20 protein-coding genes and 1 pseudogene are annotated in these 19,080 nt (G+C 30.1%); 15 read left to right on the top strand and 6 right to left on the bottom strand.

Annotation, left to right across the window (positions count from 1 at the left end):
- Positions 1-11: 11 nt before the first annotated feature.
- From RH99_RS18675 to RH99_RS13370, 6 genes are all read left to right on the top strand, one after another.
- Positions 12-125 (top strand): transporter associated domain-containing protein, encoded by a 114-nt coding sequence (locus RH99_RS18675; protein WP_010239104.1) that lies wholly within the window; start codon positions 12-14, stop codon positions 123-125.
- 362 nt (positions 126-487) lie between these two features.
- Positions 488-1,306: a hypothetical protein gene (locus RH99_RS13390; RefSeq protein ID WP_010239103.1), complete on the top strand. Its 819-nt coding sequence runs from the start codon at positions 488-490 to the stop codon at positions 1,304-1,306.
- A 178-nt stretch (positions 1,307-1,484) separates the two neighbouring features.
- On the top strand, positions 1,485-2,210 hold the full coding sequence (nagB, locus tag RH99_RS13385) for a glucosamine-6-phosphate deaminase (protein ID WP_010239102.1): 726 nt from the start codon (positions 1,485-1,487) through the stop codon (positions 2,208-2,210).
- A gap of 45 nt (positions 2,211-2,255) precedes the next feature.
- Positions 2,256-2,909, top strand: coding sequence for a pentapeptide repeat-containing protein (locus RH99_RS13380; protein ID WP_010239101.1), 654 nt, complete (start codon positions 2,256-2,258; stop codon positions 2,907-2,909).
- Between the two features lie 108 nt (positions 2,910-3,017).
- On the top strand, positions 3,018-3,698 hold the full coding sequence (locus RH99_RS13375) for a metallophosphoesterase family protein (protein WP_010239099.1): 681 nt from the start codon (positions 3,018-3,020) through the stop codon (positions 3,696-3,698).
- 76 nt (positions 3,699-3,774) lie between these two features.
- Positions 3,775-4,710, top strand: a complete 936-nt coding sequence (locus tag RH99_RS13370; RefSeq protein WP_010239097.1) for an alpha/beta hydrolase — start codon at positions 3,775-3,777, stop codon at positions 4,708-4,710.
- Positions 4,711-5,020: 310 nt separating this feature from the next.
- On the opposite strand, the gene RH99_RS13365 is transcribed toward RH99_RS13370, so the two are convergent.
- The gene (locus RH99_RS13365) at positions 5,021-5,359 is read right to left on the bottom strand and encodes a nuclear transport factor 2-like protein (protein WP_010239096.1); all 339 of its coding nucleotides are present in this window, start codon (positions 5,357-5,359) and stop codon (positions 5,021-5,023) included.
- 550 nt (positions 5,360-5,909) lie between these two features.
- Between RH99_RS13365 and RH99_RS13360 the strand changes: the two genes are divergently transcribed.
- The 6 genes from RH99_RS13360 (at position 5,910) to RH99_RS13335 (ending at position 12,760) form a co-directional block, all read left to right on the top strand.
- Positions 5,910-6,827: an ABC transporter permease gene (locus RH99_RS13360; protein ID WP_010239095.1), complete on the top strand. Its 918-nt coding sequence runs from the start codon at positions 5,910-5,912 to the stop codon at positions 6,825-6,827.
- A gap of 13 nt (positions 6,828-6,840) precedes the next feature.
- Entirely contained in the window at positions 6,841-7,764 is a 924-nt protein-coding gene (locus RH99_RS13355; protein WP_010239094.1) for an ABC transporter permease, read from the top strand.
- Between the two features lie 9 nt (positions 7,765-7,773).
- The gene (locus RH99_RS13350) at positions 7,774-8,757 is read left to right on the top strand and encodes an ABC transporter ATP-binding protein (RefSeq protein ID WP_010239093.1); all 984 of its coding nucleotides are present in this window, start codon (positions 7,774-7,776) and stop codon (positions 8,755-8,757) included.
- 4 nt (positions 8,758-8,761) lie between these two features.
- Complete coding sequence (locus RH99_RS13345) at positions 8,762-9,739, top strand: ABC transporter ATP-binding protein (protein WP_010239092.1); 978 nt, start codon at positions 8,762-8,764, stop codon at positions 9,737-9,739.
- Between the two features lie 36 nt (positions 9,740-9,775).
- Complete coding sequence (locus tag RH99_RS13340) at positions 9,776-11,410, top strand: peptide ABC transporter substrate-binding protein (protein ID WP_010239091.1); 1,635 nt, start codon at positions 9,776-9,778, stop codon at positions 11,408-11,410.
- 597 nt (positions 11,411-12,007) lie between these two features.
- Positions 12,008-12,760, top strand: a complete 753-nt coding sequence (locus RH99_RS13335) for an alpha/beta fold hydrolase (protein ID WP_010239090.1) — start codon at positions 12,008-12,010, stop codon at positions 12,758-12,760.
- Positions 12,761-12,778: 18 nt separating this feature from the next.
- On the opposite strand, the gene RH99_RS13330 is transcribed toward RH99_RS13335, so the two are convergent.
- From RH99_RS13330 to RH99_RS13320, 3 genes are all read right to left on the bottom strand, one after another.
- Complete coding sequence (locus tag RH99_RS13330; RefSeq protein ID WP_010239089.1) at positions 12,779-13,255, bottom strand: flavodoxin domain-containing protein; 477 nt, start codon at positions 13,253-13,255, stop codon at positions 12,779-12,781.
- A 6-nt stretch (positions 13,256-13,261) separates the two neighbouring features.
- A complete protein-coding gene (locus RH99_RS13325; protein WP_010239086.1) occupies positions 13,262-14,122 on the bottom strand; it encodes a hypothetical protein in 861 nt (286 codons plus the stop codon).
- 172 nt (positions 14,123-14,294) lie between these two features.
- Positions 14,295-14,939, bottom strand: a complete 645-nt coding sequence (locus RH99_RS13320; protein WP_010239084.1) for a TetR/AcrR family transcriptional regulator — start codon at positions 14,937-14,939, stop codon at positions 14,295-14,297.
- 462 nt (positions 14,940-15,401) lie between these two features.
- Between RH99_RS13320 and RH99_RS13315 the strand changes: the two genes are divergently transcribed.
- From RH99_RS13315 to RH99_RS13305, 3 genes are all read left to right on the top strand, one after another.
- On the top strand, positions 15,402-16,577 hold the full coding sequence (locus tag RH99_RS13315; protein ID WP_010239083.1) for a phosphoribosylaminoimidazolecarboxamide formyltransferase: 1,176 nt from the start codon (positions 15,402-15,404) through the stop codon (positions 16,575-16,577).
- A 330-nt stretch (positions 16,578-16,907) separates the two neighbouring features.
- The gene (locus tag RH99_RS13310; RefSeq protein WP_010239081.1) at positions 16,908-17,387 is read left to right on the top strand and encodes a DUF2975 domain-containing protein; all 480 of its coding nucleotides are present in this window, start codon (positions 16,908-16,910) and stop codon (positions 17,385-17,387) included.
- 11 nt (positions 17,388-17,398) lie between these two features.
- Positions 17,399-17,614, top strand: coding sequence for a helix-turn-helix domain-containing protein (locus tag RH99_RS13305; RefSeq protein WP_010239079.1), 216 nt, complete (start codon positions 17,399-17,401; stop codon positions 17,612-17,614).
- 173 nt (positions 17,615-17,787) lie between these two features.
- Here the strand turns inward: RH99_RS13305 and RH99_RS13300 are convergent.
- Positions 17,788-18,087 (bottom strand): annotated as a pseudogene (locus RH99_RS13300) (IS1595 family transposase); the annotation flags it as partial.
- 344 nt (positions 18,088-18,431) lie between these two features.
- A complete protein-coding gene (locus RH99_RS13295; protein WP_010239075.1) occupies positions 18,432-19,019 on the bottom strand; it encodes a TetR/AcrR family transcriptional regulator in 588 nt (195 codons plus the stop codon).
- Positions 19,020-19,080 lie beyond the last annotated feature (61 nt).

Here is a 19,080-nt window from a genome sequence, read left to right as displayed (position 1 = left end):
ACACGTAGTATATGGGAAGAATTCCAAAAAAGAATGAAGCAAAGAGTATTGAATATGAAAATATAATATTTCAAATAGAAGAAGTTAAAAAGAGAAGAATAGAAAGAGTTAAAATATGCATATAATTTGTTATTTGATTTTAACATAGAATAGAATTATGAAATATTATTTTGAAAATAATTATTAATATAGGCCTTCTTAGGCTTTTTACAATAGCTCACTAAAATTAACATTTATATTAGTTAATTTTAGTGAGCTATATATTTTTGTACACTTTATAGTAAACAAAAAATTGAATATTTCAGGACAAGTATTATAAATTAAGATATTAAATACTGTCTGTCAAAAAATTGTTAACAAATTAATGCTATAATAATAGAAATATTTGAATGTGCCTAAAGTATATAAATTACATATAATCTATGTTTGTAATGTTATTAAAAAAAGCTTTTGTAGTATATACTAGATATTAAACGGAGGAATCAAAATGGACTTATTTATAAATATTTTAAAGACAAGTGTAATAGAATTATTTTATCTTACAGCACTTATAATAGTAATAGGATTTTTATTAGGAGCTTTAGAAAAAGGCACAAATACCAATATGCAAAGAGCTTTTGGAGTAAAGGGAATTATGACTTTTGCCATTATTGGTACACCAATTCATGAACTAGGGCATGCAGCTATGTGCCTTATCTTTGGACATAAAATTACTAGAATGAAACTTATTGATACTAATAGCAGAACAGGGGTACTAGGATATGTGGAACATTCCTATAATCCTAATAATATATATCAGCGGGTGGGAAACTTTTTTATAGGTATAGGACCAATTATAAGTGGAATATTCGTTTTGATTATAGGATTACATTTTCTTTTACCTCAGTCATTTGAACTCTTTCAGAGTCATTTGAAAGGTAACTTGAACTATAACCTATTGGATACAAAATTGATTACTTGGAATTTGAATGCTTCTATTGGCTTAATAAAAAGTATATTTACTTTAGCTAATCTTACAAAAATAAGCTTCTGGATATTTATAATACTGGCTTTTTGTGTTTCATCGCATATTGCTTTAAGTAAACCTGATATTAAGGGTGCCTTAGATGGATTTGTATTTTTATTTGTAGTGATTGTAGTGATTAATTTTATTGCTAGATATTTCAATATTAATACTTATGACTATATGCTGAGAATAGGAAAATATAATGCCTATGTAGCCTCATTTTTAATTATAGCCTTGGTGTTTTCAGTAATTTCTTTTGTTATTAGCTATGTTTTATATATGATAAAAAGATCTATTTAGGCATTTGGAAATAAATAACAAGCGAAAATTGATTAGAATATACGGAATGGTTACTTTTTTGAAGATGACTTAGATTAGAGGTTTACTTACAGCTGGTGTTTGCAATACTAAGAATAGTATAATGCAGTACTTGATTAGAATGTTACTTTTGGTTATCACAAGAGAAGAGGGGATTTAAATGGAATTTTACGTGTATGATAATTATGATGAAGTTAGTAAGTATGCAGCTAAAATGGTTTCTGACTTTGTGAATGAAAAGCCAGACTGTGTTCTGGGACTTGCAACAGGAGAAACTCCAATTGGAATGTATAAAAAACTAATAGAATACAATAGAGAAAAGCTAGTTGATTTTTCAAGGGTGAAAAGTTTTAATTTAGATGAATATAGAGGACTTTCAGGTTCACATCCACAAAGCTATAGATATTTTATGGATAAAAACTTTTTTAATCATATTAATATTGATAAACATAATACATTCATTCCCAATGGTATCTGTGAAGATGTAAAAAAAGAATGTAGTGATTATGAAGATAAGATAAATGAGGCAGGGGGAGTGGACCTTCAAATACTTGGAGTAGGGAGTAATGGTCATATAGGTTTTAATGAACCTTCTTTAGAATTATGCGTTTATACACATTTAACTAATTTAACAGAAGAAACAATGAAAGCAAATTCAAGATTCTTTAAAAGTGGTGAGGAAGTTCCAGATAAAGCTATTACAGTTGGAATTGGTCAAATAATGAAGGCAAAAAAGATTATACTTTTGGCTTCAGGTACTAAAAAAGCAGACATAATAGGACGATTGTTCAGCGGCAAGGTAAGCACTGAAAATCCATCTTCTATTTTACAGGTTCATCCATCTGTAGCTGTAATTGTAGATAAAGATGCAGGGGCTCTTATATAGATGAAAAAGATGAGGAATCTATAAATTAAAATTGAGGTGAATATGTTGGAACACAAGAAAATAAAAACAAAAGTTTTAAGACCTAAATTTAATGATAATCTAGATAGGATAGATTTATCTAAAGAAGATATAGTAGATGAAAATATATTTTCTTTTGGAATAATTAGTGATCGTTCTTTAGAAAATCTTAAAGCGGAGAGAATGGATTTTAAACAAGTAGTATTTAAGAATGTTATTTTTAATAAAATAATTTTTAGACATATAGAGCTCATGGATGTGAGATTTCAAAATTGTGATTTATCAAATGTAGATTTTAATGAAGCTTCATTAGATAGAGTGGAATTTATAAATTGTAAAATTATTGGTATTAATTTAAGTGAAGCCACATTAAGAGATGTGGTTTTTGAAAATTGCAATGGCCAATATGCTTTTTTTAGCTATTCTAATTGTAAGCAAGTTGCATTCCTTCAATGTCAATTACGATCTTCAGATTTTCAAAATTCCATATTTTCAAAAGTTGAATTTCAAGAATGTAATCTACTTCATGCTCAAATGAACTTCACAAATCTTAAAGGAATAGATTTTACTAGTTGTGATATTGAAGGTATGGGAGTAAATATTGCTGATGTTAATGGTGCTATAGTTACCACTATGCAAGCAGTTTCTCTTTCTACTATACTAGGTCTCATTATTAAATAGGAATCAAATAATTTAGAATTAAATTGGACGGGTAAAAGGATACCTACTATTATTATGAAAAAGAAACTATAATATTCTAAAAATGTTACTTAAGGTCTGGTGAGAAAAATGAGCAAATATGCAATGAGTGATATTCATGGATGCTATGAAAAATTTATTGAAATGTTAAAGCTTATAAACTTTTGTAATGATGATGAATTGTATATAATAGGAGATATATTTGATAGGGGTAAGAGACCTCTTGATATATTAGATTATATTAGAGATCACAATAACATACAACTTATAAAGGGTAATCATGAACAAATGTATGAAAGATTTTATGTGAATAGAGCGAATGGCCATGGATATGATATTTCTTGGTTTATGAATGGTGGGCAAAGAACTTACATTGAAATAATGAAAAGAGGAGTAGAATTCTATGATTCATTATACAAATATATTTCTAGCCTTCCATTATATGAAGTAGTGGATAATAATATATTAGTTCATGCTGGAATAAGGCTGCCAACTGAATATTACAAGCTATCCTTAAAAGAAATAATGGATATTCAGGATGAAGAAATATTACTATGGTATAGGGACAGTATAGGTCATGAGAAAAAAATAGAAGGTTATAATATCATTTGTGGACATACTCCAGTTCAGATTATTAATAACAGCTATGAAAATGTAAAGATACTGAATGTAAATGATACTTATTATATAGACTGCGGATGTGTCTTTTCAGAAGCAAAGGGAAAATTAGCATGTATTAGACTTGAAGATAAAGAGGAATTTTATGTGTAGAATAAGGGCTATTTTTATATAGGTTTTAATATATTTTATACTTAAGGGAATTATTTTAATTATAGGAAGGTGTAAAATGAAATTAACAAATTTTACTTTTACTAGTGGAGATAGTCTGGAAATTTATGTTTATAAGTGGGAACCAGAAGAAAACATTAATGTTAAAGGAATTCTGCAGATAGTTCATGGTATGGCGGAAACAGCTGCAAGGTACGAAAGATTTGCAAAAGTGTTAACGGACAATGGATACATTGTTTATATTAATGATCATAGAGGTCATGGCAAAACTGCAAAGAGTATAGAAAATGTTGGTTATGTGGCAGAAAAAGACGACTTTCAATGGTTAGTTAAGGATATGCATACTCTTACTGATATTATAAAAAATGAAAATAAGAATCTGCCAATATTTTTATTAGGTTATAGTATGGGATCTTTTCTTACTCAGCGATATATAATGCTATATGGAAATGAATTAAAAGGAGCTATACTTTATGGTTCTAATGGTAGACAAGGACTTATATTAAAGGAAGGGCTACTTGTTTCTAAATTAGCAATGAAGAAAAAAGGACCAAGAGCAAAAAGTCAAAGGTTGCATAATATAATTTTTAAACGATATAATAATGTATTTAAACCAAACAGAACAGAATTTGATTGGTTAAGTAGAGATGAGAAAGAAGTGGACAAGTATATTGCAGATCCATTTTGTGGGAATATACTTACTTGCAGCTTTTATTATGAGTTCTTCAAATGTCTAATAGAAATAGAAAATAAGGAAAATTTAAAAACTGTTCCTAAAGATTTACCTATATATATTTTCTCAGGTGAAAAAGATCCTATAGGTAATTGTGGTAAGGGAGTAAAAAGACTAGTTGAAACCTATAAATCACTGGGATTAAAAGATATTACATTTAAGCTTTATAAAGATGGAAGACATGATATGTTAAATGAAATTAATAAAGATGAAGTTGTTGGTGATGTTTTGGCATGGCTTTCAATTCATGAAGATAAATAGTAATACAATTCACCCCAGGGGTGTAATTTTTTCCATTACGGACTATATTCTTGTTAAACATAAGGATATAGATAATGCCGTGGAGTCGTTGATTAATGAAGGTTATGAAGTGGCAAATTACTCCAACGTATAAAAGTTGGAGATTCCTGCTTCAAAAAGTTCATAATCTATAATCACCACGGCTTAAAATTCCATTGCATAGGGTTTTGGTTTTATATCTCGTGTACAAGGTATAAATGCCCTTGACATATCTACGTTTATACATAGACTACATATAATCTATGTAGTATGGTCAATTCAATCTGTATTACTATTCTTCAGTAACTAGGATTTTTAAAGAACTAATCTTTCCATTGCTTAGATTAAAATAAAAGTCTAGATCTACGGGGCTTCCATCGAAGTTGCCAGAAACCGTTGCAGTAAGTATAATATTTTCATCTTTTTCTACCAATTTTACAGCTTCTAATGTGTCATTAAATTGTGCAGTAGTTTTTTCATTCCATTCCTTGATGGCCTTAGTACCACAGATATTCTGTCCTTCATCTTGTACAACCGCATTGTCTGTGAAACAAGAAATAAATGTATGGTTGTCATGTTCATTTTTCGATTTGATAAAAGTATCGATAGTTTTGGGTAATTTAATATGCATAGTAACATCTCCTCAATTTTGTTGCTTTATATGTTTTATAGCTGATTTTTAATTATAGGTTAATTATAATAATTCTAACTTGACAACATTACGTCATATTATAATGATTTATTCATCAACTAAAAAGTCATTAATGAAATCAATTATGAGTTTTATTTATTAGATTCAATTTTAATCAAAAGATGGTTAAGGGTAAATAAAAAAATATTAATTAGGCGGAAAATAGGATATAAATTGAACCTGTTGAACCTATTAAATGCTAAAAAAAGAGCGTTATTATGCTGCTTTTATTAACATTTAGCCATTATGAATTTTCAATTAATAATATATCAGTAATTTTTAAAAACATAGTATTTATATAAGAATAGTACAAAAGACTATGCTTTATCAGCATTTCTCAATATTAAAAAAATAATAATCTATCAATGATTAATAAAATTTTAAAAAATAATTAATTTTTTTTTCGAAAAATTTGGCACAAAAATTGCTTTATAAGATACTAAGTGTTATTTTTGAGGTATTAATAAAAGAGTGGTAAGGAGGTTTAAATGTGGGTAAATATATTATTAAAAGAGTTGCTGCAAGTGTTTTAACTTTATTTGTAGTAATGAGTATTACATTTTTCTTAATTAGGGCTATACCTGGTGGGCCATTTACAGATGAAAAAAATATACCACCAGAAGTAATGCAGACAGTTATGGAAAAGTATAAACTTAATGATCCATTGTATAAACAATATATTAGTTATGTAGCAGATGCCGCAAGACTTAATCTTGGACCATCGCTAAAATATGAGGGAAGAACTGTGAATGACATAATAGCTGAAAGTTTTCCTGTCTCGGCAAAGATAGGAGCATTGGCAATACTAATTGCTCTTGTAGTAGGAATTCCACTGGGGGTAATAGCGGCAATTAAAAGAGGAACGATTTGGGATAAAATTACATCTGTATTTTCTATTGTTGGTGTAACAATACCTAATTTCGTAATAGCTACAATACTTATTTACATTTTGGTTCTAAAGCTTAAAATTATTTCGGTGGGTGTAACTACATCCTTTAAAGACATGATACCGGCAGCAGTAACGTTAGCAGGATTTCCAATGGCCTATATTTCAAGAATAGTAAGGTCAAGTATGCTGGAGGTAATACAGCAGGATTATATAAGAACAGCTAGAGCAAAAGGTATGCTAGAGAATAAAGTTATATTTGTACATGCGCTTAGAAACGCGCTGATGCCAGTTCTTACCTATATGGGTCCACTTATAGCAGGCATTTTAACTGGAAGCTTTGTAGTTGAACAAGTATTTTCAATACCTGGGATTGGTACATATTTTGTAACAAGCATTCAAGATCGTGATTATACAACTATAGTTGGAGTAACAATATTTTATAGCTTTTTACTTATAACTTGCAATCTAATAGTAGATATATTATATGCCATATTGGATTCAAGAATAAATTTAGAATAGAGGAGGAGAATATATGGAAGATTTATCTAATGAAAAAGAAATGTACTCTCCAGCAACTGAAGAAGAAAAAAGGAATAATGAATTTTTTAAACCAAGCATAAGTTATTGGCATGATGTATGGAATAGAATTAGAAAAGATAAAATGGCTCTAACCGGTCTTATAATAATAGTAATAATAATAGTATTTGCTATATTTTCTCCGATTTTTAGTAAGTATACTTATGATTTCCAGGATTTAAATCAAGCAAATCAGTGGCCTAGTTTACAGCATACTTTTGGAACTGATAACCTTGGAAGGGATCTTTTTGTGAGAACTATGTACGGAGCTAGAATATCCTTAAGTATAGGATTTGTTGCAAGTTTCATAAGTCTTACCATTGGTGTACTCTATGGTGGTATTAGTGGTCTTTTAGGAGGCAAGGCGGATATTATAATGATGAGAATTGTAGATATTCTCTATAGTATACCAAGTATGATATATGTAATACTTCTTATGGTAATAATAGGACCAGGACTTAAGAGTATATTTTTAACTTTAGGAATATCCTATTGGGTTGGAATGGCACGTATAGTAAGAGGAGAGATACTTAAATTAAAACATGAAGAATTTGTTTTAGCAGCCCAAGTTGTTGGAGCTTCAAAAAAAAGGATTTTGCTTAGAGAACTTATACCAAATGCTATGGGACCTATAATTGTAACGTTAACATTGTCTATACCAAGTGCTATTTTTAATGAAGCTTTCTTAAGCTTTGTAGGACTTGGAGTTTCGGCACCTATGGCAAGCTGGGGCGTTCTTACAAATCAGGCTATAGGTTCACTTGAAATTTATCCTTATCAGCTATTTTTCCCGGCAGCTGCTATAACAATAACTATTTTAGCATTTAATTTTCTTGGTGATGGCTTAAGAGATGCATTAGATCCAAGGCTTAAAAGGTAGGTAGTCTATATGGAAAATATTATTGAAGTAAATAATTTAAAAACATCCTTTTTTACACCAGCAGGAGAAGTGAAAGTAGTAAATGATGTATCTTTCAAACTTAAAAAAGGTGAAGTTCTTGGAATTGTTGGAGAGTCAGGCAGTGGTAAAAGTATTACAGTTCTATCAATACTTAAATTGCTTGGAAATACAGGCAAAATAGTTGGTGGACAGATACTTATAGATGGAGAAGATATTGTAGATAAAGACAATAAATATATGAGTACTATTAGAGGTTCCAAAATAGGAATGATATTTCAGGACCCAATGACTTCATTAAATCCTGTGTTTAAAATTGGATATCAATTGAGAGAACCAATAATGAAGCACTTAAAGCTTTCTAAAAGTGAGGCTAACAAAAAGGCAATAGAAATGCTTAATCTTGTTGGAATACCTGATGCAAAGAATAGAATGAACTGTTTTCCGCATGAGTTTTCAGGTGGTATGAGGCAAAGAGTTATTATAGCTATGGCACTTGCCTGTAATCCTAAGTTGATAATTGCAGATGAGCCAACTACAGCACTTGATGTAACAATTCAAGCTCAAGTAATGGAGCTTATGAAGAAATTCCAAAAAGATCTTAAATCATCAATAATATTAATTACTCATGATTTGGGTGTAGTTGCCGATTTGGCAGATAATATAATGGTTATGTATTCTGGAAGCATAATGGAGCGCGGCTCAGTAGAACATATTTTTTATAATCCAAAACATCCATATACAAAAGGGTTATTGCGTTCCGTACCAAATCCAGACGAACTTGTTAAGAAGAGACTTATTCCAATTGAAGGTCAGCCACCAAACCTGTTAAATCCTCCCAAAGGATGCCCATTTAGTCCAAGATGTCCACATGCGATGAAGATATGTCTTGTTAAAAAACCAGAAACTGTTTGTTTAGAAGATAATCACGAAGTTAGATGCTGGTTGGTAAATAAAGATATGAAAATGGGGTGATGTAATGGAAACAATACTAGAGGTAAAAAATCTTAATAAGTATTTTACTAAAAAATTGGGAATTTTTGGAGGTAAGAAGCAGGTTGTAAAGGCTGTAGACAATGTAAATTTCAAAATTAATAAAGGTGAAACTCTTGGTCTTGTAGGGGAAAGTGGATGTGGTAAGACTACTACAGGTAGAACCATAGCAAGAATATATGATCCAACAGCTGGAAATATAATATTTAGGAATCAGGATATTGCGAATATATCCCAAAAGGAAATAAAACCAATTAGAAAGTGTATGCAAATGATATTTCAGGATCCATATGCATCTTTGAATCCACGTATGACTATTTCAGAAATTATAAAAACTCCATTAGATGTACACAATCTCTATACAAAAGAGGAAAGAAAAGAAAAAGTTAAAGAACTATTAAATATAGTTGGATTTAATTCAGAGCATGGAAACAGGTATCCACATGAATTATCTGGTGGCCAAAGACAGAGGGTTGGAATAGCAAGAGCACTTGCAGTAGAGCCAGAATTTATTATATGTGATGAACCAATTTCCGCACTGGATGTTTCAATACAGGCTCAGATTATAAACACCTTAGAAGATTTAAAAAATAGACTTAATCTTACCTATTTGTTTATAGCACACGATCTTTCTATGGTTAAACACATAAGTGATAATATTGGAGTTATGTATCTTGGAGGTATTGTTGAAATAGCAGAAAGTGATGAATTATATAAAAATCCAGTTCATCCATATACTCAGTCACTTTTATCAGCTATTCCACTACCAGATCCTAGAAAAGCAAAAGAGAGAAAAAGGATAATGCTTGAAGGGGAAATACCAAGTCCTATTAATCCACCTTCAGGATGTAAATTTCATACAAGATGTAAGTATGCTAAAAAAGTATGTAGTGAGATAGCACCAGAATTAAAAGATTGTGGTAACAACCATAAGGTTGCATGCCATTTAATTAATAATATTTAAAGAATAAGAAAATTAAATTTGAAAGGGATGATCAAAATGAAAAAGAATTTAATGAAAAAGACAATGGTATCACTTTTGGCTGCAATAATGACTACATCTTTACTTGCGGGATGTGGTTCAAGCAAACAAAAATCAGCTAGTAATACAAAAGCCCAAACATTAACTGCAAATTTAGGAGCAGAACCAAAATCAATTGATCCAGCAGTAAATTATGAGGCAAGAGGTTCTTCAATAATATATAATATTTTTGAAGGACTAACAAGGATAGGTGATGATAACAAAACTGAGCCAGGACTTGCAAAGAGCTGGGAGGTTAAGGACAATGGACTTAAATACATATTCCATTTAAGAGATGGATTAAAATGGTCAGATGGTTCTGAACTTACAGCAGAGGACTTTAGATATGGTATATTAAGAGTTTTAGATCCTAAAACTGGTTCTTCTTATGCATATTATGGATATAGCATAAAAAATGGTGAAGCTTTTAATAAAGGAAAAGCTAAATCAGAAGATGTAGGAGTGAAAGCACTTGATAAAAATACTTTAGAAATTGACTTAGATTATACTGTTCCATACTTCTTAGATATACTTTCATGGCATTTAATGCTTCCAGTAAAGAAAAGTCTTGTTGAAAGCAATCCTAATGGATGGTCAACTGATGTAAAGAATCTTGTAGTTGATGGTCCATTTAAAATAACACAATGGAAACATAATGATTATATACAACTTGAAAAAAATCCAAATTATTGGGATGCAAAAAATGTTAAGCTTCAGAAGTTAAAACTTACTATGATAACTAATGAAAATACTGCTTTGGCAGCATATAAATCTGGACAGTTAGATTTAACTTCATTGATTCCATCTTCACAACTTCCAACTCTTTTATCATCAAAACAAGCTACAGTTAAGATGGAAATTGGAACGAAATTTGTAATTCTCAATCAGACTAAAAAGCCATTTGATAATCCAAAGGTTAGAGAAGCCCTATCTTTAGCATTAGATAGAAATGCTCTAGTTAACACAGTATTAAAGGGCGGTCAAAAAGCTGCAGAAGCATATATTCCACCAACAACCCCTGATACTTTTGGAACTAAAGATTTTAGAACAAATGGAGGAAAATTCTTAGAGAGTAAAGCTGATGTGCAGAAGGCTAAAAAGATTTTAGCAGAAGCAGGATATCCAGAGGGGAAGGGATTGCCAACACTTGAATATAGCTATTCAGCAGGTAGTCCAGTTGACCAATCCTATGCAGAGGCACTACAAAATATGTGGAAGCAGAACCTAGGTATAAATGTAACTCTTAAACCAATAGAATCAAAGGTATTCGTATCACAATTAAAACAAGGTAATTATGAAATGGCTAACCTTGGTTGGCTTTCAGACTTCTTTGACCCAGGTCCAATGTTTGATATTTTTGTTACAGATTCACCAAATAACTGGGCTAAATATTCTAACCCTAAATATGATGAGCTTGTAAATAATGCAGAAAAAGAAAATGATAAACAAAAAAGATCAGAGTATCTTCATGAGGCTGAAAAAATACTGCTAGCTGATATGCCTGTAATACCTGCATATCATATGTCAATACCATACATGATAAAACCAAATGTTAAAGGTGTAAACATGTCACCACTTGGATGGATGTTCTTTAGAAGTGCTCATGTTGAATAATTAAATGTAGAAATAAAGGGACCCTACATGGATTTGATTTACGCAAGTCTAGGTATGGTCCTCTTTATATTTTTATTATAACTTTTTCTTGGTAAATAAATAGAAAAAATGACTACTTTAAAATATAAATGGTTAGATTATTTACATAAGTTTGTAAAAAATGAAGCTATTATAAATAGGATTTTATTAATCTCCAAAAGATTCTTTAACAGAGGCATGATTTAATAAAAGAAATATAAAGTATTAAGATATTACAAGTATTATAAATAATTTTAGAATGTAATATAAAGAAGAGGTATAAATATGTATGCAATACCAGTGTTTAAAAATTTTATTAATAGAAATAAAGAGATAGATACTATTTTAGATAAATTAGAGAATAATAAAGATAGTAAATTATAATAAGGCATGTGAAAATAAATAACAAGTCAAAGATGCGACGAATATTTTGAATTATACAAGGAAACAGGTTCTGATGATAGTAGTGCTATCAGAAGGTTCTGTTAACGTAGTATAATTCAAAATAGACTAGTATACTGACTAGTTATTTATTTGAAGATGCCTAAATCTAAAATATTTAGTATGGAGTAGATAATTATGATATTCAAGTGTTTTGGAGATAAAAGAAATCCTGTAATAATACTGATTCATGGTGCAGGATTATCCTATTGGATGTGGAAACCTGAAATTCAGGCATTTAAAGATAAGTATTATATTGTAACACCAATTCTTGATGGTAATGGAGATGCAGCTAATGTTACTTTTCATAGCATAGAGAAATGTGCAAAAGAAATTATAGACTATATTGAACAAAATTTTAATGGAAAAGTATTTGCTATTTGTGGTATATCAACAGGTGCTGAAACAATAGTGGAGATTTTATCTAAGAATCCTAATATTGCTAAGAAGGCTATTATTGAAAGTGCAATAGTTATTCCAATAAGAGTCACTGAGAAGCTTAGCAAGATATTTGTTACGCTAACCTATTTCTTAATTAAAAGAAAATGGTTTTCCAAACTACTGGCAAAACAAATATGTATTCCTAAAAGTATGTTTCAAAATTATTATGTAGATGGTAATAAAATATCAAAACAATCTATAATTAATATGATTACGGCCTATTTTAGATATACTTTACCAACTAACTTTAAAAATAATAAAGCTGATATTATTGTTATGTGCGGAAATAGAGAGTATAGCAGTATGAAAAAATCAGCAGAGCTAATACATAAAAATTCAATTAATAGTAAGTTTATAATAATTCCACAATGTGGGCATGGTATAAGTATAAAGCTCCCTGAGACTTTTATTGAGATAATGAAAAAGCTGTTTGAGGACAATAAATCTTAAAAGTATATTCAGTTTTTTCTAAAGAGCATCCATTATCCTTGCGAGCTTATCTATACTTTCCTCAGAAATACTAGACACATCACTTTTTGTTTTAGCCACCATTTTTATTATAAATCTTTCTAGAGGATTCATATTTTTTAATATAAATTCACCTCCAAAGGATTCTTTAACAGAGGCATGAGTTAATAAATCATTTGGAAAAGAAGTGGCTATTTCAGTTTCAATATTATCTTTTTGCATACCACAAATAAATAACCCTAATTTCTTACTTTTCAGCGCATCAAGATTTTCTGTACAAAATTTATTTATTTCCTTTCGAATTTTTCCCATGTAAATAGAACCACCAATGATAATTTTATCGAAGGAGGATATATTCGGCATAGTATCCTTTTTGATATTTACAGTTATAACTTCACCAGAAAGTTTATCTTTTAGAAGTTTGCTGCACTTTTCTGCAAAACCATGTTTTGTTGCATAAATAATAAGTGTTTTCATTTTTGTTCACTCCTTTATATTCTTCATAATAAGAAACATACAGTATATTATTATCACATTAAAAGCAGGAAATATGACTAGCTCTGTAAAACTTACCTTTACCCCTACTAAAATTTGTCCAATTATCATGGCTGTAATTGAAGTGAGCATAGTTATTCCCTTAATAGTTATTACAGCGGATAAAAGATATCCAAAAGGTCGTCTCTTTATTATAAGTACTCCAGATATGATTGAAATAGGTACAATAAAGCCAAGGTCTAATGCTTGAATTGGTAAAGTGGTATAGTGTTCCAGACTAGGGGGTATACTGTGGGCTAAAAGTGGTGGTATAATTCTTCCAAGCCACAGGAGGCCAATGGATATTCCAATAAATATGAAAAAACCTCCTAAAAATTTTACTGGTAGTTTTTCATTAAAACAAAGGGGTAAGTTTTCTATATCAAAGGACATCATTGTCATTAAAAAGGCAAAAAAACTTGTGGACATAAGTATCACATAAATTAAAAATAGTGAATTATACATCCAAAGAAATGAATAGGAAGTATAGGTATATAAAAAGTATGCTAAGGTTCCTGAAAGTAGGAATCTTCCTTTTAATAAACCTTTCCTTGAAAAATATAGTGGAACTATTAGCAGGGGAATTCCTAAAATTACTGTAACTATATCTTGAGCTATACCTTGTAAAGCAACGGAGACTGAATCATTGCGGTATAATCCATTGCCATATATTGATACGGTATTACCATAAAAAGAAGTTATAGTATATCTACCATTACCACCAGTTGAGAATATTCCATAAACAGAAGTAAATAGTGATAAAACTGCAATACAAATAACTAGAATGGTAATAATCTTTTTATATTTCATAGTAAATTCCCCCTTTATAATAATTGATATAGTTAACTTTAGTTTGACAAGTAATCAAGCAAACTATTGATAATACTTAATTTCATTTATAAAAAATTTTTATGAGTAAATTTAGTGATATCAATACTTATGAGGATTATTTGCCGAATATGGTATAGGCCTAAATTGAAGATTATGACTGACAGTAGCTAGTTAAGGATTTTCCAAGTATTATGCCGTCTACTATAAGATTTATATGGTGGTCAATAACCATTTTTCTTTGCTTTTTAGGAAGATCTTTTTCAACTATAAGTCTTAATATAAGTCCAAAGGTGGACGTCCATATTACTTGTGCAGTTAGTTCAATGACACTATTATCAATGTCTTTGTCTATATAGATGTCTTTCAAAGATTGACACAGTATTCCTAAAGCTTTTCTTTTCATAGAAGCACCTTTAAAAAGCACTGAAGTGTGTTCAAGGACTTCAGGTGAACTGTTAAGAAGTATAGTTTTATATTCCTCAGGCATTTCTAAAGCCATGTATATATATTTACTTAGTAAATGTTTAATTTTATCTTTAGGGCTATCCTCTGAAACTTCTGGAGAGGATAATACTTTTAGTATTTTTTCATAACTCTTTTTCATAATAGTATTTATTATTTCTTCTTTATCGTGAAAATAGTGATATATAATTGCTGGGGAGTATTCTATCTTGGCAGCAATTTTTCTGATAGAAAGCTTTTCCAAACCTTCTTTTGCTATAATTTCACTTGCTGCATTGAGAATAAGCTCTCGATGTTCATCTTTTTCGCGTTCTTTACGTTCTTTTGTACCCATATTTATAGCTCCTTTTAAACTTGGTTTAATTATTAAACACTGTTCAATAAGATGGTATCATTTAAATATGGCTAAGTCAATATTAAGTTTTAGATAAATAAAATAGGGAGTAAGTAGTAAGAACATACAAATGCTTACATTTGACATAGCAAAATATATATAATATACTTTTAATAAAAATTAATAAAAGAATCATGTAACTGGCGGAAATGGAAATAACCATAGGGAACATGAGTCTAGGCATATTCAAAAAATAACCAGTCAGTATACTAGTCTATTTTGCGTCATACTGCGTCAGCAGAACCTTCTGATAGCTCACTATCATCAGAACCTGTTTCCTTGTATTACACAAAATATACCTCGTATCTTTGCCTTGTTATTTATTTTCATATGCCTGAGAAAAATATCGACCGTCTGGGTAAGTTTATTATTTACTCAGGCGGTTTTTTGGAGGCTATTATTATGAAAGATTCAGAAATTACACTTAAATACGGATGTAATCCACATCAAAGTCCAGCAAGAATTTATACAGAGGATAAGTCTTTGCCCTTTGAAATTTTAAATGGTAAGCCAGGTTACATAAATTTAATGGATGCTTTTAATTCTTGGCAATTAGTAAAAGAGTTAAGGAAGGCAACAGGATTACCAGCAGCGGCTTCTTTTAAGCATGTAAGTCCAGCAGGTGCAGCAGTGGGGGTGCCACTTAGCGATGCATTAAAAAAGGCATATTTTGTTGAGGATATAGAATTATCTTCTGTGGCTTGTGCTTATGCAAGAGCCAGAGGTGCAGATAGAGTTTCCTCCTATGGTGATTGGGCTGCTATAAGTGACATTGTTGATTTACCTACTGCAATGATTTTAAGCAAATCTGTTTCAGATGGTATAATTGCTCCAGGCTATACAGATGAGGCTCTAGAGATTTTAATGAAAAAGAAAAAGGGAAAATACTGCATAATTAAGATGGATCCTGACTATGAACCAAGGGCTATAGAAAGAAGACAGATATATGGTATGACCTTTGAACAGAAGAGAAATAACATTAATATAAAAGAGGAAATGCTTGATAATATAGTAACTGATAATAAAAATATAACCGATGAAGCAAAAAGAGATTTGCTTATTTCAATGATAACATTAAAATATACTCAGTCTAATTCTGTTTGTTTTGCTTTGGATGGTCAAACTATTGGTGTTGGAGCCGGTCAACAGTCAAGAATACACTGTACAAGACTTGCTGGATCAAAAGCCGACCTTTGGTATTTAAGACAGCATCCTTCAGTACTAAATTTACCTTTTAAAGACGGTGTTTCAAGAGCAGAAAGAGATAATGTAATTGATCAATTTTTAAGAGATGATGTTACGCCTATGGAGACTAAAGGCTGGAAAGATATACTTAAAGAGATTCCAGAAAGACTGACTAAGGAAGAAAAAGCAGAATGGCTTTTAAGCTTAAAAGGAGTTGCCTTGGGATCAGATGCATTCTTTCCTTTTAGAGATAATATAGATAGGGCGTCACAAAGTGGAGTTAAATACATTGTTCAGCCCGGTGGTTCTATAAGGGATGCTGTAGTAATAGAGTCATGTAATGAATATGATATGGTAATGGCTTGTTCGAATGTTAGATTGTTTCATCATTAAAATATTAGGCTATGTTTTAAAATAGTGTTGAAATCATATAAATTTTTGAGGGAAGCCATTATGACTTCCCTTAATTCACCTTTTAAGAATATTATGAACCTAACAAATCTACTGCATTTATTTAAATATATAGTAGATTTTTAAAAAAGAAAGAGACATATACTTAATTTTACGGATTGTAGTCAATTCTCAACACAATTCTTTAATAGAGTCTTAAATTAAAAGGACATTAATACAATAATAATATATTAATAATCATTAAAGTTTTATTGATTTACGATAAATAGTGTGCTAAAATGAAATAATAACAAATAAGAGAGGGTGCTCTTTATGAGACTTAAATCAACACTTTTTTTAAAAATAGCCGTTATACTTATTGGAACTCCTGTTCTTGCCCTTGGTATATTTGGATTGTTTGATTTATACAAGTATCCATTAAATCCAAATAATCATGAGCTAATACTATATCCTATTATAATAGGTATATATGTAACAGTTATACCCTTTTATTTTGCTTTATATCAAACTTTTAAACTATTATGCTACATTGATAAGAGTAATGCTTTCTCGGAACTATCTGTAAAAGCTTTAAAGAATATCAAATACTGTGCAATCTCAATAAGTATATTTTATACAACAATATTGCCAGTTTGTATATCTTATAGCCAAAAACATGATTTCCCAGGACTCGTAATAATGGCGATGGTTTCAAGCTTCACTTCAGTGGTAATTGCAGTCTTTGCAGCCGTCCTCCAAAAGCTTTTAAAAGAAGCCATAGATATAAAATCAGAAAATGATTTAACAGTATAGAGGTGAATTGTTTGGCAATTATAATTAATATTGATGTCATGTTAGCTAAAAGAAAAATGAGTGTAACAGAACTTACTAAAAAAGTTGGAATAACAATGGCTAATCTTTCTATATTGAAAAATGGAAAGGCAAAAGCTATAAGGTTTTCAACGTTAGAAGCAATATGTAAAGCACTGGATTGTCAGCCTGGCGATATCTTAGAATTCAGAAATGAAGAAGAAAGATAATAAAATATTATTATGAAAAATAAATTGATTCTATTTATTCTAGTTTGATAATATATTACTTTTTAAGGGGACTCCAAAAAGTTCCCTTACGTCTCGTTTTTTTACAATTGTGTAATAAATTATAGTTTATCTATATTCTAATTATAATATTAATTTCAAGATAATGTATATGCTTATGCAAATATTGGCTCTCTTTCTCTAAAGTCTGCTGTCTTTGTATAAGCATGTGCTACATTACATTGAACCATAAAATTCTTTACTTTTACTGCTTCTTTATCATTTTCAAATAGTTCAAGCCATTTGAACCAGTACATATAATTACTGATATATTTGGTTGCAACGCCATTAAACCTATCTATCCACTTTTTTAATTTGCTATGAACAGCATTAATGTGTTGAATATGATAAATACCTTCTTTATGTTTACCTCTTTTAATACGTTTGTGTTCTAATGATAAATCATTAGATAATCTCTTTATTGCTTCTATTATAGTATTAGAATTTGCCATAGTCATGCCCTCTTTCCATTGAATATAGCATACTCACGTAGTTATATCAAATTTCAACATTCATTTAAAACATAGACAAATATTAAAACTGTATAATAAATTATGGAATCATGGCATTAATAACACTTAGTGCCATTATTTTTTTATCAATGAATCTTACTTAGTGGGAGTTTGTTTCTCCCACTAAGTTTAGATGAATTATCTGAGGACGTGCAGCTGGTATCTCACACTTAAAGAAAAGCAGAGAACCAAAATCTTAGATTTTGTGTGAATCGCTTTCACAGAGTGCGAGGGGAGTGTTACAGCTGCTAGTCATCAGATAAATTGAAAACACCACTAAAGGACAATTTAGTTATAATATCAGCAATTTTTTCAGGAGGTTCCTTCATTCCACAATTAAACCATTCAGAGATAATACCTAAATGAGCGTAATAGAGATATGAAGATAAGTATTCTCTAGATATAGGCAATTTATCTTTACCAGTTATCTTACAATAAAAGTTAAAGATGTTGTTTCCAAGATTAGTTTTTATCCATTCTTGAAGTTCTGAACTTCTATTCTCACCTAAAAGTGACTTTGCCAGCTTGTAATTATCTCTATAATAGCAAATAATTTCAGTGAAAAAGTGTTTAAAGTCCTCTTCATCAGGAGCATTTTCAAGTTTGTTCATATCATAAGATATCAGTTTTAATTCATTTAAAGCTGTATTTTCACAATGGGATAACAAATCATATTTATCTTCATAATGGATATAAAAAGCTCCTCTGCTTATTCCTGCAGCTTTAGTTATATCTCTAACTGTTACTCTATCAAAGCTTTTTTCATAAACTAATTCAGAAAAAACCTTTAGAATTAGATTCTCTGTTTGAATATATCGTTTATCATTTTTATTCATGTTGTCCTCCTAATTAAAATCTTTAATCTCAATTCTGCAAGTAATCTAGCAAAGTATTGAC

This window comes from Clostridium arbusti SL206 (genome assembly GCF_000246895.1).
In the GTDB taxonomy this organism is placed as follows: domain Bacteria; phylum Bacillota; class Clostridia; order Clostridiales; family Clostridiaceae; genus Clostridium_I; species Clostridium_I arbusti.
Note: the sequence above shows the minus strand (reverse complement) of the source record. Positions and strands in the feature narration are given on the sequence as shown.

Excerpts from the sequence above, each read along its gene's own strand:
- RH99_RS13320 (WP_010239084.1), bottom strand. The coding sequence starts at position 14,939 with ATGGGTACAAAAGAACGTAAAGAACGCGAAAAAGATGAACATCGAGAG.
- RH99_RS13330 (WP_010239089.1), bottom strand. The coding sequence starts at position 13,255 with ATGAAAACACTTATTATTTATGCAACAAAACATGGTTTTGCAGAAAAG.
- RH99_RS13335 (WP_010239090.1), top strand. The coding sequence starts at position 12,008 with ATGATATTCAAGTGTTTTGGAGATAAAAGAAATCCTGTAATAATACTG.
- RH99_RS13315 (WP_010239083.1), top strand. The coding sequence starts at position 15,402 with ATGAAAGATTCAGAAATTACACTTAAATACGGATGTAATCCACATCAA.
- RH99_RS13345 (WP_010239092.1), top strand. The coding sequence starts at position 8,762 with ATGGAAACAATACTAGAGGTAAAAAATCTTAATAAGTATTTTACTAAA.
- RH99_RS13390 (WP_010239103.1), top strand. The coding sequence starts at position 488 with ATGGACTTATTTATAAATATTTTAAAGACAAGTGTAATAGAATTATTT.
- RH99_RS13295 (WP_010239075.1), bottom strand. The coding sequence starts at position 19,019 with ATGAATAAAAATGATAAACGATATATTCAAACAGAGAATCTAATTCTA.
- RH99_RS18675 (WP_010239104.1), top strand. The coding sequence starts at position 12 with ATGGGAAGAATTCCAAAAAAGAATGAAGCAAAGAGTATTGAATATGAA.
- nagB (WP_010239102.1), top strand. The coding sequence starts at position 1,485 with ATGGAATTTTACGTGTATGATAATTATGATGAAGTTAGTAAGTATGCA.
- RH99_RS13310 (WP_010239081.1), top strand. The coding sequence starts at position 16,908 with ATGAGACTTAAATCAACACTTTTTTTAAAAATAGCCGTTATACTTATT.
- RH99_RS13350 (WP_010239093.1), top strand. The coding sequence starts at position 7,774 with ATGGAAAATATTATTGAAGTAAATAATTTAAAAACATCCTTTTTTACA.
- RH99_RS13355 (WP_010239094.1), top strand. The coding sequence starts at position 6,841 with ATGGAAGATTTATCTAATGAAAAAGAAATGTACTCTCCAGCAACTGAA.
- RH99_RS13375 (WP_010239099.1), top strand. The coding sequence starts at position 3,018 with ATGAGCAAATATGCAATGAGTGATATTCATGGATGCTATGAAAAATTT.
- RH99_RS13325 (WP_010239086.1), bottom strand. The coding sequence starts at position 14,122 with ATGAAATATAAAAAGATTATTACCATTCTAGTTATTTGTATTGCAGTT.
- RH99_RS13340 (WP_010239091.1), top strand. The coding sequence starts at position 9,776 with ATGAAAAAGAATTTAATGAAAAAGACAATGGTATCACTTTTGGCTGCA.
- RH99_RS13370 (WP_010239097.1), top strand. The coding sequence starts at position 3,775 with ATGAAATTAACAAATTTTACTTTTACTAGTGGAGATAGTCTGGAAATT.
- RH99_RS13365 (WP_010239096.1), bottom strand. The coding sequence starts at position 5,359 with ATGCATATTAAATTACCCAAAACTATCGATACTTTTATCAAATCGAAA.